Here is a 24,694-nt window from a genome sequence, read left to right as displayed (position 1 = left end):
AATGATAAAATAAAATTACGATAATTGGTTTTAAACATAAAAAAAAACGCCCCAAATGGGACGTTTTGAAATCAAATTTATGTTATAAAGACTAATAAGTTCCTTTTTCAATATAGTGAGCAGCTACTTTCTCAGTTAATGCTACTACATTTGGATGATTAGTATACTTAGTGAATCTTCTTAATCCTGAAAGCATCATTCTCTGCTCATCTCCTTCAGCAAAAGAAATAATTCCTTCTTTAGCAGCTACGATGATTTTCTCAACCGCTTTGTAAAGGTTCAATTGAGCCATCGCTGCTTCTACAGATTCAGGAGAGAAGTGTTTCTCAGCTCTTAATACTGCAGATTCTGCCATATAGATCTGGTTAAGGATCTCAGAAGCATTCAATAATAAGTGTTGTTGCTTTTCAATATCCATCATGTATTTTTGAAGAGCGGCTCCGGAAACCATAAGGAAAACTTTCTTAAGGTTTGCGATAATCGCTTTCTCTTCGCTCATGAACGCTGAATAATCAGGAACTTCAAATGAAGGAATACCCATCAATTCTTTGCTGATTGCCATGGCAGGAGATAAAAGGTCTAATTCACCTTTCATTGCTCTCTTAATAAGCATTCCTACAGCCAATAATCTGTTGATTTCGTTAGTTCCTTCATAGATTCTTGAAATTCTAGAATCTCTCCATGCAGCTTCCATTGGAGTATCTTCAGAGAATCCCATACCTCCGTATACCTGAATTCCTTCATCAGCAGTATGCTGTGCAAGATCAGAAACAAATACTTTAAGGATTGAACATTCTACAGCGAATTCTTCAACACCTTTCAATTCAGCAGCCTGGTGATCCATACCACCTGCTACCAATTCGTCAATTTTATCCTGAACATTTTTCGCAGCTCTGTAAGAACCAGCCTCACTTACGAAAACTCCAGTTGCCATTTCAGCAAGTTTCTTTCTGATCGCTCCGAAAGTAGCAATAGAAACTCCAAATTGCTTTCTTTCATTAGAATACTGAAGAGAGTGGTTTAAGATTCTTCTTTGAGCGTCAAGACAAGCAGCCGCTAGTTTAATACGACCTACGTTCAATGCATTTAAAGCGATTTTGAAACCATTGTTTCTTTCTCCTAAAAGGTTCTCTACAGGAACTTTCATGTCATTGAAGAAAACCTGACGGGTAGAAGAGGCGCGAATACCTAATTTGTGCTCTTCTTCACCGAAAGTTAAGCTTCCAGGGTTCTCCAATTCAGATCTGTTGATTACAAATCCTGTAATATTTTTATCATCATCAATTTTAGCAAATAATGTGAATGTATCTGCAAATCCTGCATTAGAGATCCACATTTTCTGACCATTGATGATATAATGTTTTCCATCTTCAGAAAGCTTAGCTCTTGTTTTTCCAGAGTTTGCATCAGAACCTGCATCAGGTTCAGTTAAGCAATAAGCCCCGAATTTTGTTCCTGTTGCCAAGTCCGGAAGGTATTTTTCTTTTGCTCTTCAGTTCCATAAAGAACGATAGGTAAAGTTCCGATTCCAGTGTGTGCTCCATAAGCTGTTGCCAATGAACCTGTAGTTCCGGAAATGTAATCACAAGCTAACATTGTTGTTACAAAGCCCATTCCAAGACCTCCGTACTCTTCAGGAACTGCGATTCCCAGCATTCCCATATCTCCAAGCTTACGCATCGTTTCTTCAGTGAAGCCATAATCTTTCTTTTCGAAACGCTCTCTTTGAGGCACAACCTCTCTATCTATAAATTCCTTCGCAGAATCACGAAGCATTTTTTGTTCTTCATTCAGTTCTTCAATGCTGAAAATTTCGTTTGCAGGAATTTCCTTGATTAGGAATTCACCCCCTTTTAATGTAGCCATATATTATTTTATTTTTATATTTTTTGAGACTTTTAGGTAATAGACGGATAGATGATAGATGCTGAACTTTGTCTATTATCTATCCGTCTATTAACTATTCATCTTTTCTCTTAATTAGTCTTTATTTAAAGTATTCTGAAACACCATTGTTGCTTTTTGAAATTCTTCAATTCTGATTTCAAAGATTTCACTTTTTTCATCAGATAAATAGTTTCTGTGATTGGCTAACAATATTTGTGTTTGTAATTCAAATGATGAGCCTAAAGAAATATCCAAAAAATGACTAAAAGACTTATTTGTTCTACTTGAACCTTCAGCAATATTTGATGGAATTGAAATTGCACATCTGTCCATTTGACTTTTTAAACCATATTTTTCATAAGTTGGAAAAGTATCTGACAGATCTAATACATTTTTTGATAATTCCAAAGCCAATTGCCAAATTTTAAGTTTTTTGAAATTGTGTCTTTTAAAATCACTCATGTTTATTTCTTTGGTTTTTGAGACTTTTAGTGAATAGACAGACAGATGATAGATGTTGAACTATGTCTTTTATCTCTCCGTCCATTATCTATTTGTCTATTTACAGTAGTTCAAAAATTGAAGCTGCTCCCTGTCCAGTTCCTACGCACATAGAAACCATACCATACTTGTTCCCACGTCTTCTCATTTCGTCAAGAAGCTGAACTGTTAGTTTCGTTCCTGTACATCCCAATGGGTGACCGAGAGCAATAGCACCTCCGTTTACGTTTAAGATATCCGGATTTAAACCTAGTTCTTTTTTGATAGCCACTGATTGAGAGGCAAAAGCTTCATTTAATTCAATCAGGTCAATGTCTTTTAATTCAAGACCAGCTTGTTTAAGCGCTTTTGGAATTGCATAAATTGGTCCCATCCCCATAATTCTTGGCTCAAGACCTGCAGCAGCATAGGCTACTAATCTTGCTTCGGGTTCAAGACCTAATTCTTTTACCATTTCTTCGCTCATAACCATTACAAAAGCGGCACCGTCACTCATTTGAGAAGAGTTTCCTGCAGTTACACTTCCTCCGTTGGCGAAAACAGGTCTAAGTTTAGCTAATCCAGCTAAAGACGTATCTGCTCTTGGGCCTTCATCCACAGAGAAATCGAATTTCTTGGTTTGAATCTTTTGATTTTCATCAAGGAAGTTATATTCTACCGGAATCGGAACAATCTGATTGGCAAATTTACCTTCCTGATTCGCTTTCAGGGCTTTCATATGAGATTCAAATGCAAACTGATCCTGTTCTTCTCTTGTAATATTATATTGTTTTGCTACCTCTTCAGCAGTGTAGCCCATTCCCCAATAATAATCAGGATTTGTTTTAGCGATATCCGTTTCAGGAACCGGCTTGTAACCACCCATCGGAATGTAAGACATAGATTCTGTACCTCCAGCGATGATGCAGTCAGCCATTCCTGCCTGAATTTTTGCAGAAGCAATCGCAATCGCTTCACTTCCTGATGCACAGTATCTGTTGACAGTTACTCCAGGAACTTTATCTGTATTTAGACCCATTAGGGAGATCAAACGAGCCACGTTTAATCCTTGCTCTGCCTCAGGCATCGCATTTCCTACGATAAGGTCATCAATTCTGTTTTTATCTAATTGTGGTAGCTCAGCCATTAATTTTTCAATAACGGTAGCTGCCATTACGTCAGGACGAGTAAAGCGTAGAGAACCTTTTGGTGCTTTTCCTACTGCTGATCTGAATCCTTTTACGATGTATGCTGTTTTCATTTTTCTTGTTTAATTAATTTGTTTTTGAAAGATTTTTGCCTCGTAGAGGTAAACTGTTTATAGCGATATTATTTTGCAATTTGTGGAGCTCCGTAGGAGCGACCTGTTAATCTTCAATCCATTCAAATAAATATTTTGGATCATATTCAATTTCAAATTTTGACATCAAATCCAGATATTCTTCTCTAAAAGTTTTCTTTGTATGATGTTCCTCCTGGTTTAAAATATATTTCACCACCGAATCAACACTACTTTTAGAATAAGAGAAAGCACCGTATCCTTCCTGCCAATTGAATTTCCCATTTATCCATCCTTTTTCATTGATGAATTTTGAAGACCCTGCTTTAATATCTCTTACTAAATCTGAAACTGATAGCGTCGGATTCATACTTACGAGAATATGAACATGGTCAGGCATTGCAAAAACCGCGAATAATCTTTGATTTCTATTGGAAACGATACCTGTAATCAATTTATGTAATTCTTCTCTGTTTTCTTTTGAAATCAGATTTTGTCTTCCTTTTACAGCAAAAACAATTTGAATATAAATTTGTGTATAGGTATTGGCCATAAAAATTAACAGGTCGCCTCTACGAGGCTCTCTAATCTTTTAAAATTATTCTATAGCTATTAACAGTTCGCTCCTACGGAGCTCCCCGTTAGTTTCTTAATGGCTTTCCATTTTGTAACATATACTGAATTCTCTCTAAAGTTTTTCTTTCACCACAAAGCTGAAGGAATGTTTCTCTTTCAAGGTTCAATAGATACTGTTCAGTTACCACTGTTGGTTCAGATAAGTTTCCACCTACCATTACGTTGGCTAATTTGTCAGCAATTTTCTTGTCGTGTTCAGAAATATATTTTCCTGTTAACATCTGGTCTGTTCCTACGTAGAACATTCCTAATGCATCTCTACCCAAAACTTTTACTTTTTGTTCGATAGGTTGAGTATAGCCTTGTTCTGCCAATAGTTTTGCTACTTTTTTAGCTTCAGCAATCTGTCTATTTTTGCTTACGGAAACAATATCTTTTCCTTTTTCAAGGATTCCCATATCATAAGCTTCATATGCTGAAGTAGCTACTTTACCCATAGCAATGTTCATGAAAGCGTCACGAAGTCTGTTATTTTTAACATCGTCACTGTGGAATTCTCTGGAAGTTCTTAAAGCAAGTTCTTTAGTACCACCACCACCAGGGATTACACCCACTCCGGTTTCTACCAGTCCGATATAAGTTTCTGCTGCTGCAACCACTCTGTCTGCGTGCATTGTCATTTCGCATCCACCACCTAAGGTCATTCCGTGAGGAGCAACAACTACAGGAATAGAGGAGTAACGTACTCTCATCATAGATTTTTGGAAATAAGCAATCGCCATATTCAAATCATCCCAGTCTTGCTCAATAGCCATCATAAGAATCATAGCAAGGTTAGCGCCTACAGAGAAGTTAGCTCCTTGGTTTCCTACTACTAATCCGTCATATTCTTTTTCTGCTAAATCAATAGCTCTGTTTAATCCATCTAAAACTTCGCCACCAAGGGAGTTCATTTTGGAACGGATCTCGAAGTTGATGATCCCATCGCCTAAATCAAGAATTGCTGAACCTGAATTGCTCCAAAGAGTTTTGTTTTTTCTGATGTTATCTAGGATAATAAAGGCATCCTGACCCGGAATTTTGTTGTATTCTCCTGAGTTCTTATCTACATAGATGCTTTGTCCTTCGTCATTAACTTTATAGAACGTCTCTACATTTTTAACCCAATCAGAAACCTGATATCCTGCATCCTGAGCTAATTCAATACCTTTTTGAACCCCAACAGCGTCCCAGATCTCAAATGGACCATTTTCCCATCCGAAACCAGCTCTCATAGCGTCATCTATTTTGTAAACTTCATCAGAAATTTCAGGAACTTTATGAGAAACATAAGCGAAGAGTGCCCCTAATGATTTTCTGTATAGTTCACCCGCTTTATCTTTACCTCCGATTAACACCTTGAATCTGTCAATTGGCTTATCGATGGATTTTGTTAATTCTAAAGTAGGGAATGAAGATTTTCCTTGAAGTTCATATTCTAAAGTATCAAGGTTTAATCCGTGAATTTCAGATTTACCTTCTGCATTTTTCACTTTTTTATAGAATCCTTGCTCGGTCTTAGAACCTAACCATTTATTATCCATCATTTTCTGGATATAGGCAGGAAGAGCAAATACATCATTAAAATCATTGGCTTCAGCACCACTTTGACGAACGCCATTGGCTACCATTACCAAAGTATCAAGACCTACAACATCTGCAGTTCTGAATGTTGCCGATTTTGGACGACCGATTACCGGACCCGTTAATTTATCAACATCAGAAACGGTAAGTCCTAATTTTTGTACATTATGAAGAAGATCCATCATAGAAAATACACCAATTCTGTTGGCGATAAATGCTGGAGTATCTTTAGCTAAAACGGTAGTCTTCCCTAAGAATTTAGCACCATAGTTCATATAGAAGTCTATGATTTCAGGAGCTGTATCGTTCGTTGGGATGATTTCAAGAAGAGGAAGATATCTCACCGGGTTAAAGAAGTGAGTTCCTGCAAAATATTTTTTAAAATCTTCACTTCTTCCTTCTGTCAGGAAGTGAATTGGAATCCCTGAAGTATTGGAAGAAATTAATGTTCCCGGTTTTCTGAACTGTTCTATTTTTTCGTAAACAGACTTTTTGATGTCTAGCCTTTCCACTACTACTTCAATGATCCAGTCTGTATTTTTTATTTTTGGTAAATCATCGTCGAAATTTCCAACTTTGATTCTATCTGCAAACTTTGGCGTGTAAAGAAGTGCAGGGCTTGCTTTTTTCAGTTTTTCGAAGTTTTCGGTAGCAATTCTGTTCCTTACTGCCTTATCTTCTTTAGTCAAACCTTTTTTCTGTTCAGCTTCAGTTAGTTCAAAGGGAACAATATCTAATAGTGACACCTCCACACCAATATTGGCGAAGTGAGCTGCGATACCGCTACCCATAATTCCTGAACCAAGAACCGTTACATGTTTGATTCTTCTTTTCATATCTATTTTTTTATTATTTATAAGGTTATATGAACTGTGCAGTTCATGATAATTTATTTTCTGTTATTGAGAAGTTCATTGGCAATTTTCATGATTTCAGTCATCACTTCCTTAAAAGTATCTATCTTTTCGGGAGTAATTTTTTCCATTACCCTTTTATTAAAGCTGACAACAACTTCCTTAGACATATTTCTGGAGTTTAATCCTTTATCAGTAAGTTTAATAATCACTTCTCTTTTATCAGTAGTGGTTTTTTCCTTATAGATATATCCATTGTCTTCCAGAAGTTTAATGATTCTCGTTAGGGAAGTGGGTTCTATGGCCATTTTAGGTCCAAGATTTGTACTTCGCGTACCTTCTTTGGGATCAATTTTAAGAAGAGTAAGTGCTTGTACTGCTGTGGAATCATGTTCCTGAGCCAATTCTGTGTACATTTTAGAAACAGCCAACCAGGTCTGTTTTAAAATTAAGTCTACGTTTTCTATTTTTTCCTTATTATTATCCATCATTTTTGCGCAAATGGTTTTACCCAAATTTAGTAAATATTATGCATGCATAGTATTTATTAACGTTAAATTTTGTTAATAAGCTGATAATAAATGGGTTAAATTGTATGATTTGCATAATACTATGCATGCATAGTATGTGAAATAATCAAAGAAAACTATTGATTAGTAAATGTTTCCGACGAAATTTATGATTTCTTCAAAAGATTCACATTCTTGTTTCTGGGAATCATTAGTAATTACCCAAAAGTTGTCCTGAAATTCAAAATTTAAGAAAGAAAGGTCTTTTGAGAAGTTTTTTTGAAGCAAAGAATAGAGCATTTCTTTATGAACCTGTGGTGCAGAAATATGTGGCGGAATAAAACTCTCGTTTACTTGAAATAAAGAAGCATTGGTAAGTTCGTTATGCTGAAGCAAGATATCTTCTACAATTCCGGTATGAAGCTGTCTATCTTTTACATACCATATTTTATCCGCAAATTCTTTAGCTAACCGCCAGTCATGGGAAGAAAAAAGGATAAGTTTATTCTGTTCTTTTGCGAGTCTTCTTAGAGTTTTGAGGATAATAATTTTATTTTTTTCATCCAAATGAGTAGTGGGCTCATCCAGAATAATAACAGATGAGTTTTGGGTAATGGCACGCCCGATAAATGCTTTCTGAAGGTTTCCATCCGAAAGATTTTTAAGGAGTGTATATCTGTATTCGCCAAGATCCAGTTCTTCAATGATATGAGCGACCTCTTCACGATCTTCCTTTTTTAATTCAAAATAAAAAGGGTAGTAGATATATTTTCCTAATGAAATAAGATCCTCAACAGTGTAATGTTGCGGGATAACCGATTTTGAAAAGACAATCGCAATATTCTCTGCAATTTCTTTTACAGAAAGTTTTTTAACATTCTTCTTATTAATAAATATGTCTCCATCTAATAAAGAAATCTGATGAAGAATAGATTTGATTAACGTTGTTTTTCCAACTCCATTATTTCCAATCAATAAGCATACATCACCAAGCTTCAAATCTGCATTAGCATTTGAAATTAATGTTTTATTATACCCGATATTGGCTTGTTTGATCTGTAGATGCATGTTAAATGTTGGATAAAACGCGAAGGCGCAAAATTATTTTACAAAAATACTGTTTTAAGACGCAAAGAATTTTACAATGTCAAATTTTATAGTGTTTTCTATAGATTATTTACGATTCTTGTTACTCCATTTTTGAAAATATCAGATTGAAAATTGAGTAATAAACCTAGTTTACAATCAGTCATTTTTAAATAAGTTAGAAGCTGAGCTTTATGAACAAGATGAATATTGTCTACTGTTTTTATTTCTAAGATAACTTTGTTTTCTATAATTATATCGAGCCTGAAAGCATTTTCAATTCTTAATTCTTCATAAATAATAGGAAGTAGCTTTTGCCTTTCTATGGCGAACCCTGATTTTGTTAATTCATAGAACATACATTCTTCATATACATGTTCAAATAATCCGGCTCCTAATTTTTTATGAATTTTTAGACCTGTTTCAAAAACAATTTTTGATATCTCATTTTCTGTCATTTGTAGTGTTTTTATATTTTAAATATAAGAATTGTTGGATAAACGCGAAGGCGCGAAGATTGATAATACATTCGCCAGCAGTTTTAGATTTAAGTATATATATGGTATTTAATTTTATAGTAGATAAAACCATTGCGCCTTAAAGCATGGTGTAGGTAAAGAAACTTGCGTCTTTGCGTTTCTAACAAAAAGTTACGCATAGTTTGTCTCAAAAGGATCCTCAATATCAAATAGGTTCGCCTGCGGTTTTAGATTTAAGTATATATACGGTATTTAATTTTATCGTAGATAAAATCATTGCGCCTTAAAGCATGGTGTAGGCAAAAAGAACTTGCGTCTTTGCGTTTCCAACAAAAAGTTACGCATAATTTGTCTCAAAAGGATCATCAAGATCAAATAGGTTCGCCTGCGGTTTTAGATTTAAGTATATATACGGTATTTAATTTTATCGTAGATGAAACCATTGCGCCTTAAAGCATGGTGTAGGTAAAGAAACTTGCGTCTTTGCGTTTCCAACAAAAAGTTACGCATAATTTTTCTCAAAAGGATCATCAAGATCAAATAGGTTTGCCTGCAGTTTCAGATTTAAGTAGTATATATACGGTATTCAATTTTATCGTAGATAAAACCATTGCGCCTTAAAACATGGTGTAGGCAAAAAGAACTTGCGTCTTGGCGTTTATCCAATAAAAACATTATACTTTATTCTGTTTCAAAAGCATCAATAGGATCACAGGAATTCCGAATACAGAACTTATTACATTCAACGGGATCTGTGTTTTCTCTGCAATTACTGAGAAGAACAACATAACCAGCATTCCTAGAAACATATTCAATATCCATTGTTGCCATAATTTTGAAGGATTATAGATCAATCGACAAAAGTGAGGCACAATAATTCCTATAAATAGAATGGGGCCTAAAAAAGCTGTGATAGAGGCAGAAAGTAGGGAAGAGGCAATGATTATTAAAAGCTTTAAATGCTTCAGATTAACTCCTAAACTCTGTGCATACGAAGTTCCCAATGAATTTCCTATTAATGGCTTTATCGATTTAAAACAAAAAAACAATCCTATGAATACCAAAATAGATAAAACATAGATTTGATTTCTGGTGACCATGTTATTCGCACCAAACGACCATAAAATGTAGTTTTTCAGGCTTTGGTTTTCAGCATAGAACTGCAATAAGGAGACAATAGCTCCGGCAAATGCAGATACCAAAAACCCAAAAATAATAAGATAAGATTTGTCTTGAAATTTATTGGACATGGATAGCAGGATCAGCATCAGGAATAAACTCCCTCCAATAGCAGATAAACTAAGAAAACTGTTTTGCAGAAATTCCGGAAGCAAAATGTTATGGGAAAAGAAAATATAGAATGCAACTGATAAACTGGCAACAGAAGTGATGCCCAGAATATCAGGCCCGGCTAATGGGTTTTGGAAATATTCCTGCATTAGAAAACCTGAAGTTGGAATTGAAATTCCAGCCAACAGCATAACAAGAACCCTGTTAATACGGATTTCAGCAATTTGACTTTGAGCAGAATCCTGGAAGAAATCCTGAAGACTTAAGCTCAAAAATCCTGTGTTTAGATTAACAATTGCGCCTCCAATAATTGCAATGGCCAACAACAAACACAGGACCTTAAATCTTTTTGACATTATTCAGAAAGATATATGTTTTATTTTAGAAAAGTATTGATTTTAGAGTTTAATACCTCTTCGGTCATCATTCCCAGATACTCATCCGTCTGGCTTCCTTTTCTCATAAAGGTAAAAGGAATTGAACCCCCATCCCATTGTTTGAAGTTGTTGGAAAAGAAATTTTGATCTAATTTTTGTCCATCCAGTAAAATAACATTGGCACCAAGATTATTTTCCATTACAAAGTTTTTCACGGCACTATCCCAGTCTGCTTTATCATCAAGATTGACAAAGGTAAATTTTACAGGTTTGTCTTTTAGTTCCTGCATTTTATTTTTAAAACTTGGGATTTCCTTGATACAAGGGCCACACCATGTTGCAAAGAAATTAGTAACATATAATGTATCGTTATTTTTAGCCAGATGTTGGGTGACATTCTCAGGAGAAAGCTCTTTGGGAACATATGTAGCTGGTTGATCTGCTGTATTTTGAGTTACAGTAAGTGAATCGGCAACAGTGTTGTCTTCTGTTTTTGTTGCTTCTTTTTTACAGCTGTAAAGAGCAGTCAGAATCAACGTGGATAAAATTATCTTCTTCATAAATTATTTTTTATCTATTTTTGAATTGAAGTATGGAACAACAAATCTATAAAGGGAAACTGATACAGTTTCGTCCGTTAAAAATAGCGAAAAAGGTAGAGCTGACCAAAAATACTTTTTCTCTGGAATTTGAGATTCCGGAGAATTTGAAAGAAAACTTTAAGTTTGAAGCCGGGCAGTTCGTCAGTGTAAAATTTCAGTCACATGGTAAAGAGGTTATTAATGATTATTCAATGACTTCTGCTCCTTATGAGAGAAAGATATGTTTGGGAATAAAGGTTAATTCTCCTGATGGAGCGACTTCTCAACTGTTTCAAAACTATGGTGTAGGAGATGAATTAATGGTAAGTGAACCTGCAGGCAGATTTACAATAGGATCCAAGCCCAGCGAGTTCAGAACCATTGTTGCTTTTGCTGCCGGTATTGGAATTACCCCTATTTTAAGTCATTTTAAAAATATTCTTCATAACGAGCCCAGAACAAGACTGTTTTTGTTTTTTGGAAATAAAAGTTCAGAAGATTTGATATACAGAGATCAGCTGGATAATCTTGCCAGAACGTGTGGAGAAAGACTTCAGATTTTTTACTTCTTTTCACAGGAAAAAACTGCCGATCAGTTTTTCTATGGTAGATTGGATGAAAAGAAACTCAATTTAATTATCAATCAAATCCTACATTTAGATGATACAGATGAAGAATCTACAATTTGGGATGCTGTGGATGAAGTGCTGATTTGTGGGAAAGGAGAGATGATCAAAACATTGGCCAATGCTTGTTATCATCACGGAATTCCGAAAAGAAATATTCATTTTGAACTTTTTGAAGAATATAATGATGATATTTATCCTGTAGAAAAAGAATTTCCACTTATTGAAAATATAGACGTGGAATTTACAATGCTTGGGAAAAAATATATAACTCAACTTCCTGATAATAAGGATAAAATCTTGCAACAGCTTTTGCTTCAGAAATTTCCGGTTCCTTATTCGTGTAAATCTGGGATCTGCGGTAGTTGCGAATGTTCTTTAGAAGAGGGAGAGGTAGAACTGCTAGAAAATGAATACCTTACCGAAAAAGAGGAAGGGCAAGGACATATATTAGCTTGCATGTCAATAGTGAAAAGTAAAAAAATAAAGCTTAACTTTGATCTTAGTTGAGAATTATTAGGAACATATTTAACTTAGGAAGAGTATCATTTGAATTAGGAATTTTAATGATATGTTTCTGTAATGTGTGGGTTTTTGGACTCACCAACGGAAGAACCTATACCAAAATTTCAAAAATTCCACCAAGAGAAGTGGCTTTGGTACTTGGAACTTCTCCAAAAATGAGATCAGGTCTTTCCAATCCTTATTTTACAAAGAGAATGGATGCAGTGGCTCTTCTTTATCACCATGGAAAGATTAAGAAAATTATCGTAAGTGGTGAAAAAAGTAAAGGCTATAATGAACCGGCTGCTATGAAAAATTATCTGATCTACCAGGAAGGCGTTCCCGAAGATATTATCGTTGAAGATCCGAAAGGCTTTAATACCTATAAAAGTATTCTTCGTTGTAAAGATGTTTATAAGAAGAAAAATGTCATTATTGTTTCCCAGGGATATCATAACCTTCGTGCCCTGTTTTTTGCTAGAAATAATGATATGAATGCATTAGGCTTTGATGCACAGGACGTAACAAAACCCGAAAGTTTCTACAGAAATCAGGCGAGGGAAATCCTCGCCCGTGTTATTGCTGTAGTGTATTTTATTCTTGGAGTTTCTCCGGATTAGAAAGGATATCCGAAAGCAAAATTAACCGTAGGTTTAAAAGGCTGTAATGTTTTGAATCTCCAGCGATCTCCCTCAGGCTTGTTGGGGTCAAAGATTTTATAAGCAAAATCTAGTCTCAAGGTAATATATGCTACATTGATTCTTAATCCAAATCCACTACCAACACCCATTTGCCCTAAGAATTTATTGAATCTGAACTGATCCTGATGAGCATCATTGTGATTACGAAGACTCCAGGTATTTCCTATATCTGTAAATATAGCACCTTCATACATATTGTTAAAAGGAATTCTATATTCAATATTGGTGGTCAGTTTTATATCGTTAGTCATGTAAGCACGAATTCTTTCGTCTACCTGAGAGTCGGCAGGGCCTAATCCTCCGAACGCTACCCAAGCTCTGATATCATTGGAACCACCGTTGAAATAAGATTTAATAATAGGCATATCATCTGAATTCCCATAAGGAATACCAACCCCAATAAACTGACGGAGAACTAAGGTTTGATTACCATTGAATTTAAAATATTTTCTAGTATCAATATCGAATTTTACGAATTGAGCATAAGGAATACCAAAAATTGTTTTTTGCGGAGCTGAAACAACTCCACCATCATTACTTTTCTTGTTGAATAAACTTAAAATATTACCGGCAAGTTCAACTTTTCCATTAAAGTAGAAGGCATTAGGGTAATCTTTTTTTCCAATTTCATTATACACAAAATTGTAGATCATAGAAGATATAAAGACATCCTGAGTTTGTCTTTCTTTATTGATAAGACTTCCTCTAAAGGTTGTCAGTAAATCTAATCCTTGTGAATCAAGTGCAGCGCGGTAATCAACATTATCGATAATCCTTAGAGAGGCATCATCCATGCTAATTTGTCCAGCATTTACTTCTTGTTGAAGATCAACACCTGTTTTAGCTAAATAGTCAGCAAATATTGTTTTTCTCACGACTTCATCATTAACGAAATAATCGTAATAGGCATTTTTATTCTTTGTTAAACTGATCTGGGTATTGAATAAGGTAAGTTTATGGTATACCTGTTCATTTACGTTCGCCTGATAATTTAATCCGGTATTAAAGTTTACTCTTCCCAATCCGATATTGTTCTGTATAGAAGCTCCTAACAGAATAGAGGAAGTAGGGGTGTACCTTTTAGGAATAAATTTATAATAATTAAAAGGCAATAAAAGCCTTGGGAAGTTCAGGGATGCCTGAGCTGATATTTCATAGGCTAATACTCTTTTATCAGTATTTTCTGTACTTGCAATAGATCCAAATGTACCGGAAAGACTCGTTGAAAGGTTCTCTGCACCTTTGAAAACATTTCTGGTAGTAAGATCTACAGAAGGAGATACTCCAAGATTCAGAATCTGGGAATAATTAAGATCTGTTCCTACTTTTAGTTCATACTTAGGAAGCGGTTTCAATATATATAAAACATCTACAATACTGTCATTAGGGGAAGTCATGCCTCCGCGTCTTAAAGAGTCTCTTGCTTTTACGATGCTAAAATTGTTCATAGTCAAGAGATTTCTCTTGGTCACATCCAGTTTTTGCTGATCATAAGGCTGTTTGCTGTCTACAATAATGGTTCTCCATAATGATGATGTTTTATATTTATCATTCATTTTATGGAATCTGATTCGTCTTAAACTATCTTTAACAGTATTCTTAGGAAAGTCATTGGCATCATCTACAATAGCAACATCAATATTTCCAAAAGTGGCCTTTTTATAAGGGCGATCTAAGGAATCTTTATGAATTTCTAAGGTAACAGGAACCTGCTTTTTACTTTTTAATGAATCTGCCACAAAATAGACTTCATCATTGGAAATATTAAATTTATAATACCCAGATTCTCTCATTAAGTCTGTAATCCTGTTTACTTCTTTTTCAAGAACAGTTTGATCAAGGATTTTACCTGATCTTACAAGGGTTTTATTAAGATGGTCGTTATAAACCTGTTTTATTCCAAGATCAGGAATATTAAAGAAATAATCTTTTATATAGGTAGGTTCATTGTGCTTGATGAAATAATTTACGGTTGCTTTTTTAGAAGCAGAGTCCATATTCTGTTTATATCTCACTTCTGCATCCCAAAATCCTCTATACGTAAGTCTTTTTTTAATAGATTCCGCACTTTTTTCACTTCTGGTCTGATCCAAAATAACAGGCGGAGATCCCCAGCTATGTAAAAGTCGGTCGAAGAAAAGATTTTTTCCGACACTATTTTTCATATTGTACCTGATAAATAATGAATCTCTCAGTTTCTGATTTCTCATTTCACTCGGATACGTCATATATTCATTAAGAATCGTATCGTATTTTGGATTGGCCATGTTATAGAACATAAGACCCAATGGCATGAAAAGAAACTGTTTCTTGTTAGGCTTTTGCTGAACGTAATCCTTTAATTCTTCATCAAAAAATTCTTTCTTATCTTCGAACTCAAAGTTGTTCTTAGTAAGCAGATATTCACCATCCGGAACTTTTTTTGTGGTACTACAAGCATAAAGGAGACCAACAAATGTTGCAAATGAAATAATTTTATAATATTTTTGAGGAGAATTCTTATAATGCTTACAGCTCATACAATAAAAGTTTTACAATCTTTAGATAAAAAGAAGTTCAGACAAAAATACAATTTGTTTTTGGTTGAAGGTAATAAAATCATTTGTGAACTTTTCAATTCTAACTTTAAAGTTAAAGAAATATTATCAACCGATCCACAAAAATTGGACCAGACTGATATCCCCGTTACTCATATCACTGAAAATGAGTTAAAAAAAATTAGTTTTCTTAAAACCCCAAAAGATTCTGTTGCCGTGTGCTATCTGGCTGAGGAGGAAATATGGGAAGACAAGAAGATACAGCTCGTTTTGGATGGTATTCAAGATCCGGGAAATTTAGGAACCATTATCCGATTGGCAGACTGGTTTGGAATAGAACAGATCATTTGTAGTGAAGATACGGTGGATGTTTATAATCCAAAGGTGATTCAGGCGACAATGGGATCGTTTATAAGAGTTAATGTTGTGTATACAGATCTTGTGGAATATCTTTCTAAAACAGAAAATTTAAATATTGGAACGGATATGGATGGAGAAAGCATCTATACCTTTGAAAAACCTGAAAAAATAAATCTGATTCTTGGAAATGAAGGAAACGGAATGAGGCCGGAAACGGAAAAACAGCTACAAAAATGCATTAGTATTCCAAGATTTGGAAAATCCCAGTCTACAGAAAGTCTGAATGTATCAATGGCGGCCGGAATTATTTTAGGACAATTATTTTCGAAATAGACTTTTAGATTTCAGATATCAGATTTCAGACTTTTAATACGGTTGAGAAAATTAATCACTCAACCAATACATCTGAAATCTGGTGTCTGACATCTGACATCTATAAAAACTGTCATATCAATTGTTCCATACTGGAAACACTTTTATTTTTCTGGTATACTTCCAATTTCTTTCTGACATATTTCAGAGCAATAGGAGCAAGGTAAATCAATGCAGCACCTACGAGCTTATTCTTCCAATTAGAACTTTTCATATTTTTTTTGGCGTAGTTACCAACGATAGCGGTAACCCCTAGCTTAATAATACTGTCTGCGATATTTCCCGTGAAGGCTGTACTGGCAAGTCCTACAGCTGTATTCTTACTGATCAAGAGGTCTTTAACTTCTGAAGTAAGCTGCTTGGCAATGACATCCTTTCTCAGAACAACTTTTTCATCACCATCTTCATCTACTTTTTCTTGGAGATATTGATCACTCAAGCCGTTGGTGAATGCGCTAAGACTTTCTTTGGTATTCTTAAACGTAAGAAGATTTTCCAGATCACTAATTTCCCCTTTAAGCAGTTTTTTCTTTCTTCTTAATTCTTCTATGCTTTCATATTTTCTACTCATGGCTTGAATGATTTAAAAATTTAATAACCTGATCTGCAACAGTATTCACGATTTTATTTTTGAATGAAATGACAAAAGCCATTACTAGAGCATAAAATGCCGCTACAATTAAGAAACCATAGGAATAATTATCCAGTGCTTTCCCAATAAGAAAAGCGATTCCAAAATTGAAAAGGATAATAAAAAAAGCAAAAGCAACAAGCAGTACTACAAAGTAGGTAATGAGCCCGGCAGAAAGAGAAGACTTTTCTGTAGCTTCTATTTTCAGAAGATCGATTCTTTTCGAGGCGTATTCTTTAATAGTTTCTATCATTGTTTTTTTTTAAAGTTACAAAAAAAGGAACTTTCGCACAAAAGTTCCTTTCTGTAATTTACTTAAAAAAGATAAATTACTTATGATTTAAGATCGTTCAGTTCTGCCTCTACATCTTTTACTACATCCGCTGTTTTAGAAACAATCTGATCTTTGTATTTATCATATCCGTCTTTCACAGTATGTGCTACGTTATTAGCTGTTTCTTTAAAAGTAGAAGAAATATTACCATACTGGTCTTTCACTTTTTCAGAAACTTCTCCGTATTTATCTTTTGCCTGATCTTTAAGATCATTGGCTTTATTTTTGATTTTTTTTCTAGTTTCTTTACCTTCTTCCGGTGCATATAACATTCCTAAGATTACACCCGCTGCAGCACCTGCAAGAAGTCCCGCTAATATACCTGCTGTATTTTTTCCGTTTTTAGACATTTTAAGTTTTTTAATAGTTAATAATAGATTAGTTTTTTACACTAATAAAACTTACAATTTGTATACCAAAGGAGGCTGTATGCCTATTAAAAATTGTTAAATCTTTTCGATGTAAGAAAGAATCAGTTCTATGGTTTGTTCTTTAGTAAGCTCAGAATTGTCTATTACCGTAGCGTCTTCAGCCTGTTTCAATGGGGCAATTTCACGCTCACTGTCGATCTTATCTCTCTCAATAAGGTTTTGTTTTACCTGTTCCTTATCCGCTTCAATTCCCAAGCCTTTTAATTCAAGAAATCTTCTGTTGGTTCTTTCATCAATACTGGCAGTAAGAAAGAATTTATAGTCCGCATTTGGCAGAACTACTGTCCCTATGTCACGCCCATCCATAATAACACCGCCTTTTTCTGCCAAAGAACGTTGAGATTGTAATAAAAAGTCTCTTACTTCTTTTTGCTTGGCTACAAGACTTACATTGTCAGAAACTTCATTGGTTCTGATCTCTTTAGAAATATCTACGTTATTAAGATAGAGGATAAGAGCTCCATCATTATTCTTAAATTCAAGCTGAATCTGATCTAGAGATGAAAATAAAGTATTCAGATTGATCCTGCCATCTTCATTTAGACAATGTTGCAAAGCAAACCAGGTAACTCCTCTGTAAAGTGCTCCTGTATCCATATGAATAAGTCCTAGCTTATCAGCAATGATTTTGGAGATAGAACTTTTTCCGGTAGACGAGTACCCATCGATAGCTATTACAGGTTTTTTCATACTGCAAATTTCAAGATTTTTTTTAGAAAATCAAGAAAAGCTAAGAAATTTCTTACTTTATTTTAAGATTTTTCAAGATGCATCTTATTCTCCTCTGTGGCTGGAAAGATCCATGGAGATTCCTATCTGATTGACATTCGAAGCGTTATGATATCTTATGTGGGCATAATCTATGCGAAATCTTGAAACTTTAATTCCGAATCCGCCGGAAAGTCCTGAAAAGTTTCGCTGATCTGCCACAGCAAGTTCATTTCCTCTTTTTACATTATAACCCAATCTGATATTAAAGTTTTTTTCCGGAAATAATTCCGCCCCCAAAGAGAAGTGATCGGCAATTTTTCTGCCAGCATTCACTTTCTGACCTTCTACATTATATTCTGATGAGATATTAAATTGCTGAAGATCGTGTGCTGTAATCGTAATCGCGAGAGGGAAGTTCTTTAATATTTTGGTGTATCCTATATCTACTCTGAAAGGAAGATTTTCACGAGTTCCATTAAAAGACTTTAGCTGGAAACCAAAGTTTCTTAATACTAGAGAAAGAACTTCTTTATTTTTTTTGTTATGATAGGTAATTCCCGCAGTTCCTGAGATTGCGGAAGAAGTATAGTTGTCTATTTTTGAGGTAACGAAATTTAACCCTCCACCAATTGTCCAGTCTTCTTCAAACTGGTAAGCATATCCGGCACCAATGGCAACATCTGAAGCTTTATATTCTCCATCCTGAAAACCACTTTCATCTGTCCTTGGAATACTTCCATAGCTCATATACCTGGCATTGATGGTGGCCATGTGGCCATTTTCAAAATCTTTGGCATAAGCAATGGTTCCGTATTTTGAATCGGCAAGATAAGCAGTAGCGTTCACAGAAAGCTGCTTGTCGGAATCTTTATTTAACAGGGCTGGGTTTGCAATAGCAAAGGAAACATCATAATCTCGTATCGAAATTGCATCTCCACCCAAGGCAGCCTGTCTTGCAGATACAGGTACATTTAAGAACGGATACACATTTGTTCCTGTTTGCGCATAAGAAACAATTCCTGATAGAAATAATGAAAAAATGATAATTTTCTTCAACTCAATTTATAATTAATGCAAAAATAATCCTTTTTCGTACTTTTCAAAATATTTCTTACATTATTTCTAATTAAATATTTTTCTTTTAGCAATATTTTTAATGATTATATTTGCAAAATCAAATTTTTGGGAAACCAACTCAAGTAAAAAGTTTATTAAAAATAAAAGATGAAATATAAAAGAATCCTTCTGAAACTTAGTGGAGAGGCCTTAATGGGGAACAGACAATACGGTATTGACAACGAAAGGCTGCAGGAATATGCTGCAGAGATTAAAAAAGTAGTTGAAAAAGGCTGTGAAGTAGCGATCGTCATTGGAGGAGGAAATATTTTCCGTGGTGTAGCTGGGGCTGCGAAAGGAATGGACAGAGTACAGGGAGACTACATGGGTATGCTAGCCACTGTAATCAATGGTATGGCATTGCAAGGAGCATTGGAGGATGCTGGAATCAAGACAAGACTTCAGTCTGCTATTGAAATGGATAAGGTAGCTGAGCCTTTCATCAAAAGAAGAGCAGTAAGACACCTTGAAAAAGGGAGAGTAGTGATCTTCGGTGCAGGAACAGGAAATCCTTATTTTACAACAGATACGGCTGCAACATTAAGAGCTATCGAAATCGGAGCAGATGTAATTCTTAAAGGAACAAGAGTAGATGGAATTTATGACAGTGACCCTGAAAAAAATGCTGATGCTGTAAAATACAATTCTCTATCTTTCGATGAAGTATTTGAGAAAAACCTTAAGGTAATGGATATGACTGCCTTTACTTTAAGCCACGAAAATAAATTACCAATCATTGTATTCGATATGAATAAAGATGGAAATTTGGTGAAAATAGTGGAAGGAGAAAATGTAGGTACTTTGGTTGATTTATAATCAACTTTGTAAAAGAATATAACAAACACCTGTTATGATAATTTATCATAGCAGGTGTTTTTATTTGATATTAGTCTTTGGTATTTATTGATCTGCTTCAACATTTTGTTTGGCACTTTCTTTCTCAACTAAAACATAACGATTAGAAATCCAGCCAATGATCTGATTGATTATTTTTATAATCATCTCAAGTTCATTGACCTTAGTTACTCCTGGCGCCAGTTTAATGGGATTTTGTGGTAATGGCTGTGTTAAAATAAGGCCGTTTACCTGAGGGGCAGTTCCTACTGCAGGAATACCTGTATACATCCCTACATGTTGTACTGCTAGTTGGAACATATAATCATGGATAGTTACAGGAGGTGTTTCGATGCTAATTGAGTTTGGCCCTGAGTGTTGGAGCTGACCTGGGAGCGATTGGTTTTGTATCCTCGTATAGGTGGCTTTTGATTTTAAAGAATTATTGATAGCCATATTTTGTAAAGCATTTAATAAGGCAGATGTAAGATTTGTAGTAGCTTGACCATATATTGTTGCAATTTCTTCCAGCTCTGACACTGCCCATGCATGAGGTACCACGTCCAGATTATTCCAATGCATGGTATTCCAGCTTTGGTAATTTCCAGTTTGAGGTTGCCATCCGGAAGGTAATGGTGGAAATGTATTATTGAAGAGCTTAGCAAAAGCTGCTTCACCAGGAGTAGGTCCCGCAGTTGGGTATACCAGAATTGTTCCGAAGGCATCCAGATCCTTATTCTCCTTTAGATAAAGAGCTAAAGTAGGAGATAACGCCCCTGCAAGGCTATGCCCGCCAAATATAATTGCTGTTTCTGGATTAGGTTTTAAACCAGTAAGAAACTGTTGAAGAGTAGTGTTGGGTGAGGCTGCATGATTAGGGCTTTTAAGTCCAAGAAGTATACTCACTCCTATAGCTGTACCTTTTGAAATATAAGGATCAGTACCATTATATGTTGATGGAGTGAATTTGGTTGGATCGTATGTTGTCCAGTTAACTACTTCTGAAACTGAAAAATCCTCTGTTTCCCAATCGTAAAGGGAGGCAGGATTGGTAGCAGCAATAGCGACCATATAGGTAGGTAGGGTAGGGCCTCCTGGAAAAGCAACAGTATCACACTGAACTACATATAATGCATTGTCGGCAACTCCGGTATGTTTACCATGTTCATCTGTTTCTTCAATGAGAGCAGGACCCCAAACAAGATTCCAGTTTCCTAAGAATGGAGTAACTGAAGGATCTACAATTGAGGGATTATTTTGTCCCATTATTTTCACTGGCGGAACATTGTTGAAATAATAAGACAAGTCATATTGAAGTTGCTGCTGCAGCTCTATACCGCCGCCGTTATAGTCTCCTGCGCGATTGGCAAGGATTGCCATACTAAAAACCTGTTGATAGGCATCTAAAGATGGATTTGTCATGATTTTAATAATTAAAAGTTAGGTGATGGTAAAGTCATCGAATTATTTATTTCTATGGAGCTATTTTTTAAATTTTTTAAAAAAATCACTCGACATTGATATAGTAAAGTAAGGGATTAAGAACCGCTTTTCATTAAGTGGAAATAACCAAAATATATTCTAAGTAATTATACGATATCACTCCCTCTTTTTAATGTTGTATTATTGAGGTTATCCGATGTAATATTCAATAAAAATAGATAAGCTATGCTTCTTTATATCAAAAATCATTATTTTTGCACCACTGAATAGTAAAAAACAGTGGTTTTTCAGGTAATGAGAAAGTGTAAATAGCTGTTATTCAGAAGCGTATAATAATGTGTAATTTATCAAACTATACTATAATAATGGAAGAATTAGATTTAATATTAGAATCTGTAAAACAGGACATGGACGCAGCGGTAAAACACCTTGACCATGCATTTCAAAGAATCAGAGCAGGACGTGCTTCTACATCAATGGTTCAGGATGTAATGGTTGAATATTATGGAGCAATGACTCCAATCAACCAGGTTGCCAATGTTTCTATTCCAGATGCCATGACCATCTCTATTCAACCTTGGGACAGAACAGCGATTAACGCAATCGAAAAAGCAATCATCAATTCAAATTTAGGTTTTGCACCTTCTAACAATGGAGAAAACATTATTCTTAATGTACCCCCTTTAACAGAAGAAAGAAGAAAAGAATTGGCAAAACAAGCTAAAAGTGAAACTGAGCAAACTAAAATCGTAGTTAGAAATGCAAGACAGGATGGTTTGAAAGAACTTAAAAGACTTGATGGAGTTTCTGAAGATGTTCTGAAAGGTGTGGAAGAAGAAATCCAGACTTATACAGATAAGTACACAAAGCTTTGCGATGAGCATCTTAAGACAAAAGAAGCAGAAATTATGAAAGTATAATTTTCAGTTTTTGAAAATACAGAAAGAGGATTCCGGTTTTGGAATCCTCTTTTTTTATAAAAAATGTTTACAATTTAATTAGAATTATCTAGTTGTTATAATATATTGATAAGTATTATCGTTATATTTATCGAATTATTCCTGAAGTACTATAAAAACAGGATAGATAACATAAAGATGATGACCAGAATTATTGGAGTGGGGAACTATATCCCGTCAGAAACTATTACCAATTTATTTTTTGACAAACATATTTTCCTCAATGAGGAGGGTGTTTTATTAAAAGACAATAATGCCTCTATCACAGAAAAATTAAAAAAGATTACAGGTATTGAAGAAAGAAGATATGCCAAAAGTACACAAGTTACTTCAGATCTAGGACTTAAAGCAGCTCAGGCTGCCATAGAAAATGCAGGGATAGATCCTGAAACACTGGATTATATTATATTCGCTCACAATTTTGGAGATGTCCGTTTTGGTACTATTCAGTCTGATACGGTTCCCAGCCTTGCTTCCCGAGTGAAGCATTTATTGGGAATACGGAATAATTTCTGTGTTGCATACGACGTTTTGTTCGGATGTCCAGGTTGGATTGAAGGAGTAATACAAGCTAATGCTTTTATCAAGGCAGGTATTGCCAAACGTTGTTTGGTGATTGGAGCTGAAACCCTATCCCGTGTGGTGGACATTCATGACAGAGACAGCATGATCTATGCTGACGGTGCGGGAGCCGCTGTTCTTGAAACGAATATAGATGATGAGTCTGGAATAAAATCTCATTTATCTGCATCTTTTACCTTCACTGAAAAGGATTATTTATACTTTGGTAAATCTTATAACAATGAGAAATGTCCGGACACCAAATATATCAAAATGGATGGAAGGAAAATTTATGAGTTTGCCCTGTTGCATGTTCCTGAAGCCATGAAAAAATGCCTTGATAATAGCGGATATTCAATTAATGAATTAAATAAAATTATTATTCATCAGGCTAATGAAAAAATGGATGAAGCGATTGTTAACAGGTTTTATCAATTATATAATACTTCAACACCGGAACATATCATGCCAATGGTTATCCATAAATTGGGAAATAGCAGTGTGGCAACGATCCCATCTTTGTTGGCCATGATTTTAAAAGGAGAGCTGGAGGATCATCAACTTAAAAAAGGGGATGTTGTCCTGTTTGCTTCAGTAGGAGCAGGGATGAATATTAATGCTTTTGTATATCAATTTTAACAATATAAAAAGAGACTCTGGATTCAGAGTCTCTTCTTTTTATATTAGATCGGTTATTTACAATTTTCATTGTAATCTACAATGACCTCATTGACAATTTCCGGAATGTTTGACGTTACATCATCAATCTGGCTTTTGATCAATCTGCCAAGTCCGGATCTTTTCTTTTCATCATTCTTTAGTGAGGCATAAGCTCCGCTGATCATCTTGCTTTTTGCATAGCTGCAATCTGCTATAATTATTTTAGCTTTGGCAAAAGTAAGTTCTTCAACCTTGCCTCCTTTTTTGCTATAAATATAAGAGGGAGTTTCTCTCATTCTCTTGGTTTCTGCATCAGCAGTTGCCATCTGACTGGTTCCGGCAGAGAATGTAGTTGGGTAGCCATATAGCTTGTATACTTTAATTTTTCCATCTGCTATGATCTCAGCAAACTGTGTACTTTTTGTAAGGTTATTAAAAGCTTTGATATTACCACTTAAACCGCCTGTTGCAGTATTGAAACCTTCTTTAGTATTGGTATACTTGATGTTTTCGAAGTGTCTTTCATTGTTGTTATCATCAATAGCAACATATTCCTTGATATCATCAGTGTCTAATGTTTTGAATTTTTGCTTCTTCTTCGATTTATCAATATCAGATACAGGAACAAATTTTACTTTTTTCTGATTATTCCAAGGATACATGGCATCTCCGTTCAATCTTACGATTCCTTCGATCTTTTTACCACTTTTGTCGATAATATAGCCGTATTTTTCATCTTTTCTTAGTTCATAATCCGTATTGTTATCTTCCTGTGCGTAAGCATTAAAGGAAACCAACGCAAAAAGGCTTAAAGCCAGTACTTTTTTCATGTACAGTTTAGTTTTGTGCAAATATAAACTTTTATTGATTGGAGAAAAATAATTTTTGAGAAG

23 protein-coding genes and 1 pseudogene are annotated in these 24,694 nt (G+C 35.0%); 6 read left to right on the top strand and 18 right to left on the bottom strand.

Annotation, left to right across the window (positions count from 1 at the left end):
- Positions 1-91 precede the first annotated feature (91 nt).
- The 10 genes and pseudogenes from QWZ06_RS14415 to QWZ06_RS14370 form a co-directional block, all read right to left on the bottom strand.
- Positions 92-1,866 (bottom strand): annotated as a pseudogene (locus QWZ06_RS14415) (acyl-CoA dehydrogenase FadE).
- A 114-nt stretch (positions 1,867-1,980) separates the two neighbouring features.
- Entirely contained in the window at positions 1,981-2,349 is a 369-nt protein-coding gene (locus tag QWZ06_RS14410) for a four helix bundle protein (RefSeq protein ID WP_290299005.1), read from the bottom strand.
- A 100-nt stretch (positions 2,350-2,449) separates the two neighbouring features.
- A complete protein-coding gene (locus QWZ06_RS14405) occupies positions 2,450-3,628 on the bottom strand; it encodes an acetyl-CoA C-acyltransferase (protein WP_290299003.1) in 1,179 nt (392 codons plus the stop codon).
- A gap of 106 nt (positions 3,629-3,734) precedes the next feature.
- Positions 3,735-4,199 (bottom strand): IS200/IS605 family transposase, encoded by a 465-nt coding sequence (gene tnpA, locus QWZ06_RS14400; protein WP_290299001.1) that lies wholly within the window; start codon positions 4,197-4,199, stop codon positions 3,735-3,737.
- A gap of 88 nt (positions 4,200-4,287) precedes the next feature.
- Positions 4,288-6,681, bottom strand: a complete 2,394-nt coding sequence (locus tag QWZ06_RS14395; protein ID WP_290299000.1) for a 3-hydroxyacyl-CoA dehydrogenase/enoyl-CoA hydratase family protein — start codon at positions 6,679-6,681, stop codon at positions 4,288-4,290.
- A gap of 53 nt (positions 6,682-6,734) precedes the next feature.
- Complete coding sequence (locus QWZ06_RS14390) at positions 6,735-7,187, bottom strand: MarR family winged helix-turn-helix transcriptional regulator (protein WP_290301369.1); 453 nt, start codon at positions 7,185-7,187, stop codon at positions 6,735-6,737.
- A gap of 165 nt (positions 7,188-7,352) precedes the next feature.
- The gene (locus QWZ06_RS14385; RefSeq protein WP_290298997.1) at positions 7,353-8,276 is read right to left on the bottom strand and encodes an ABC transporter ATP-binding protein; all 924 of its coding nucleotides are present in this window, start codon (positions 8,274-8,276) and stop codon (positions 7,353-7,355) included.
- Between the two features lie 98 nt (positions 8,277-8,374).
- A complete protein-coding gene (locus tag QWZ06_RS14380) occupies positions 8,375-8,752 on the bottom strand; it encodes a GxxExxY protein (RefSeq protein WP_290298996.1) in 378 nt (125 codons plus the stop codon).
- A gap of 695 nt (positions 8,753-9,447) precedes the next feature.
- Complete coding sequence (locus QWZ06_RS14375; protein ID WP_290298994.1) at positions 9,448-10,419, bottom strand: iron chelate uptake ABC transporter family permease subunit; 972 nt, start codon at positions 10,417-10,419, stop codon at positions 9,448-9,450.
- A gap of 20 nt (positions 10,420-10,439) precedes the next feature.
- Complete coding sequence (locus QWZ06_RS14370) at positions 10,440-11,000, bottom strand: TlpA family protein disulfide reductase (protein WP_290298992.1); 561 nt, start codon at positions 10,998-11,000, stop codon at positions 10,440-10,442.
- A 32-nt stretch (positions 11,001-11,032) separates the two neighbouring features.
- On the opposite strand from QWZ06_RS14370, the gene QWZ06_RS14365 reads away from it, so the two are divergent.
- Positions 11,033-12,157, top strand: coding sequence for a ferredoxin--NADP reductase (locus QWZ06_RS14365; protein ID WP_290298990.1), 1,125 nt, complete (start codon positions 11,033-11,035; stop codon positions 12,155-12,157).
- 56 nt (positions 12,158-12,213) lie between these two features.
- Complete coding sequence (locus QWZ06_RS14360; RefSeq protein ID WP_378170560.1) at positions 12,214-12,771, top strand: SanA/YdcF family protein; 558 nt, start codon at positions 12,214-12,216, stop codon at positions 12,769-12,771.
- On the opposite strand, the gene tamL is transcribed toward QWZ06_RS14360, so the two are convergent.
- Positions 12,768-15,371 carry a translocation and assembly module lipoprotein TamL gene (tamL, locus tag QWZ06_RS14355; RefSeq protein WP_290298986.1) on the bottom strand — a complete coding sequence of 868 codons (2,604 nt, stop codon included), beginning with the start codon at positions 15,369-15,371 and terminating at the stop codon, positions 12,768-12,770. The genes QWZ06_RS14360 and tamL overlap by 4 nt on opposite strands.
- Here tamL and QWZ06_RS14350 point away from each other — a divergent pair.
- Complete coding sequence (locus QWZ06_RS14350; protein ID WP_290298984.1) at positions 15,357-16,082, top strand: TrmH family RNA methyltransferase; 726 nt, start codon at positions 15,357-15,359, stop codon at positions 16,080-16,082. The genes tamL and QWZ06_RS14350 overlap by 15 nt on opposite strands.
- A 112-nt stretch (positions 16,083-16,194) precedes the next feature.
- Here QWZ06_RS14350 and QWZ06_RS14345 read toward each other — a convergent pair whose 3' ends face one another.
- The 5 genes from QWZ06_RS14345 to porQ all read right to left on the bottom strand — a co-directional run bounded on the left by QWZ06_RS14345 (position 16,195) and on the right by porQ (position 19,284).
- Complete coding sequence (locus QWZ06_RS14345) at positions 16,195-16,692, bottom strand: phosphoribosyl-ATP pyrophosphatase (RefSeq protein ID WP_290298981.1); 498 nt, start codon at positions 16,690-16,692, stop codon at positions 16,195-16,197.
- Positions 16,685-17,005 (bottom strand): phage holin family protein, encoded by a 321-nt coding sequence (locus QWZ06_RS14340; RefSeq protein ID WP_068943141.1) that lies wholly within the window; start codon positions 17,003-17,005, stop codon positions 16,685-16,687. Before QWZ06_RS14340 ends, QWZ06_RS14345 begins: the two co-directional genes overlap by 8 nt.
- 80 nt (positions 17,006-17,085) lie before the next feature.
- Positions 17,086-17,436: a YtxH domain-containing protein gene (locus QWZ06_RS14335; RefSeq protein ID WP_160138253.1), complete on the bottom strand. Its 351-nt coding sequence runs from the start codon at positions 17,434-17,436 to the stop codon at positions 17,086-17,088.
- Positions 17,437-17,532: 96 nt separating this feature from the next.
- Positions 17,533-18,207 carry a (d)CMP kinase gene (gene cmk, locus QWZ06_RS14330; protein ID WP_290298975.1) on the bottom strand — a complete coding sequence of 225 codons (675 nt, stop codon included), beginning with the start codon at positions 18,205-18,207 and terminating at the stop codon, positions 17,533-17,535.
- Positions 18,208-18,291: 84 nt separating this feature from the next.
- The gene (gene porQ / locus QWZ06_RS14325) at positions 18,292-19,284 is read right to left on the bottom strand and encodes a type IX secretion system protein PorQ (protein ID WP_290298973.1); all 993 of its coding nucleotides are present in this window, start codon (positions 19,282-19,284) and stop codon (positions 18,292-18,294) included.
- Positions 19,285-19,452: 168 nt separating this feature from the next.
- Between porQ and pyrH the strand changes: the two genes are divergently transcribed.
- Positions 19,453-20,160, top strand: a complete 708-nt coding sequence (gene pyrH / locus QWZ06_RS14320) for a UMP kinase (RefSeq protein WP_068943145.1) — start codon at positions 19,453-19,455, stop codon at positions 20,158-20,160.
- An 84-nt stretch (positions 20,161-20,244) separates the two neighbouring features.
- Here pyrH and QWZ06_RS14315 read toward each other — a convergent pair whose 3' ends face one another.
- Positions 20,245-21,600, bottom strand: coding sequence for a lipase family protein (locus tag QWZ06_RS14315; RefSeq protein WP_290298966.1), 1,356 nt, complete (start codon positions 21,598-21,600; stop codon positions 20,245-20,247).
- Positions 21,601-21,986: 386 nt separating this feature from the next.
- Here QWZ06_RS14315 and frr point away from each other — a divergent pair, with 386 nt between their 5' ends.
- Both frr and QWZ06_RS14305 read left to right on the top strand, forming a co-directional pair.
- Positions 21,987-22,541 (top strand): ribosome recycling factor, encoded by a 555-nt coding sequence (gene frr, locus QWZ06_RS14310; protein WP_290298964.1) that lies wholly within the window; start codon positions 21,987-21,989, stop codon positions 22,539-22,541.
- A 177-nt stretch (positions 22,542-22,718) separates the two neighbouring features.
- On the top strand, positions 22,719-23,780 hold the full coding sequence (locus tag QWZ06_RS14305; RefSeq protein ID WP_290298962.1) for a 3-oxoacyl-ACP synthase III family protein: 1,062 nt from the start codon (positions 22,719-22,721) through the stop codon (positions 23,778-23,780).
- A gap of 53 nt (positions 23,781-23,833) precedes the next feature.
- Here the strand turns inward: QWZ06_RS14305 and QWZ06_RS14300 are convergent, their stop codons facing one another.
- Positions 23,834-24,631 carry a hypothetical protein gene (locus QWZ06_RS14300; protein ID WP_290298960.1) on the bottom strand — a complete coding sequence of 266 codons (798 nt, stop codon included), beginning with the start codon at positions 24,629-24,631 and terminating at the stop codon, positions 23,834-23,836.
- Positions 24,632-24,694: the final 63 nt, after the last annotated feature.

The organism is Chryseobacterium tructae, from assembly GCF_030409875.1.
Lineage (GTDB): Bacteria > Bacteroidota > Bacteroidia > Flavobacteriales > Weeksellaceae > Chryseobacterium > Chryseobacterium tructae.
The sequence above is the reverse complement of the archived record's forward strand: the minus strand, read 5'-3'. Positions and strand labels throughout refer to the sequence as shown.

Bases quoted from the DNA above. Each gene is read 5' to 3' on its own strand.
- QWZ06_RS14410 (WP_290299005.1), bottom strand. From the start codon at position 2,349: ATGAGTGATTTTAAAAGACACAATTTCAAAAAACTTAAAATTTGGCAA.
- QWZ06_RS14405 (WP_290299003.1), bottom strand. From the start codon at position 3,628: ATGAAAACAGCATACATCGTAAAAGGATTCAGATCAGCAGTAGGAAAA.
- tnpA (WP_290299001.1), bottom strand. From the start codon at position 4,199: ATGGCCAATACCTATACACAAATTTATATTCAAATTGTTTTTGCTGTA.
- QWZ06_RS14395 (WP_290299000.1), bottom strand. From the start codon at position 6,681: ATGAAAAGAAGAATCAAACATGTAACGGTTCTTGGTTCAGGAATTATG.
- QWZ06_RS14390 (WP_290301369.1), bottom strand. From the start codon at position 7,187: ATGGATAATAATAAGGAAAAAATAGAAAACGTAGACTTAATTTTAAAA.
- QWZ06_RS14385 (WP_290298997.1), bottom strand. From the start codon at position 8,276: ATGCATCTACAGATCAAACAAGCCAATATCGGGTATAATAAAACATTA.
- QWZ06_RS14380 (WP_290298996.1), bottom strand. From the start codon at position 8,752: ATGACAGAAAATGAGATATCAAAAATTGTTTTTGAAACAGGTCTAAAA.
- QWZ06_RS14375 (WP_290298994.1), bottom strand. From the start codon at position 10,419: ATGTCAAAAAGATTTAAGGTCCTGTGTTTGTTGTTGGCCATTGCAATT.
- QWZ06_RS14370 (WP_290298992.1), bottom strand. From the start codon at position 11,000: ATGAAGAAGATAATTTTATCCACGTTGATTCTGACTGCTCTTTACAGC.
- QWZ06_RS14365 (WP_290298990.1), top strand. From the start codon at position 11,033: ATGGAACAACAAATCTATAAAGGGAAACTGATACAGTTTCGTCCGTTA.
- QWZ06_RS14360 (WP_378170560.1), top strand. From the start codon at position 12,214: ATGATATGTTTCTGTAATGTGTGGGTTTTTGGACTCACCAACGGAAGA.
- QWZ06_RS14350 (WP_290298984.1), top strand. From the start codon at position 15,357: ATGCTTACAGCTCATACAATAAAAGTTTTACAATCTTTAGATAAAAAG.
- tamL (WP_290298986.1), bottom strand. From the start codon at position 15,371: ATGAGCTGTAAGCATTATAAGAATTCTCCTCAAAAATATTATAAAATT.
- QWZ06_RS14345 (WP_290298981.1), bottom strand. From the start codon at position 16,692: ATGAGTAGAAAATATGAAAGCATAGAAGAATTAAGAAGAAAGAAAAAA.
- QWZ06_RS14340 (WP_068943141.1), bottom strand. From the start codon at position 17,005: ATGATAGAAACTATTAAAGAATACGCCTCGAAAAGAATCGATCTTCTG.
- QWZ06_RS14335 (WP_160138253.1), bottom strand. From the start codon at position 17,436: ATGTCTAAAAACGGAAAAAATACAGCAGGTATATTAGCGGGACTTCTT.
- cmk (WP_290298975.1), bottom strand. From the start codon at position 18,207: ATGAAAAAACCTGTAATAGCTATCGATGGGTACTCGTCTACCGGAAAA.
- pyrH (WP_068943145.1), top strand. From the start codon at position 19,453: ATGAAATATAAAAGAATCCTTCTGAAACTTAGTGGAGAGGCCTTAATG.
- QWZ06_RS14315 (WP_290298966.1), bottom strand. From the start codon at position 21,600: ATGACAAATCCATCTTTAGATGCCTATCAACAGGTTTTTAGTATGGCA.
- frr (WP_290298964.1), top strand. From the start codon at position 21,987: ATGGAAGAATTAGATTTAATATTAGAATCTGTAAAACAGGACATGGAC.
- QWZ06_RS14305 (WP_290298962.1), top strand. From the start codon at position 22,719: ATGATGACCAGAATTATTGGAGTGGGGAACTATATCCCGTCAGAAACT.
- QWZ06_RS14300 (WP_290298960.1), bottom strand. From the start codon at position 24,631: ATGAAAAAAGTACTGGCTTTAAGCCTTTTTGCGTTGGTTTCCTTTAAT.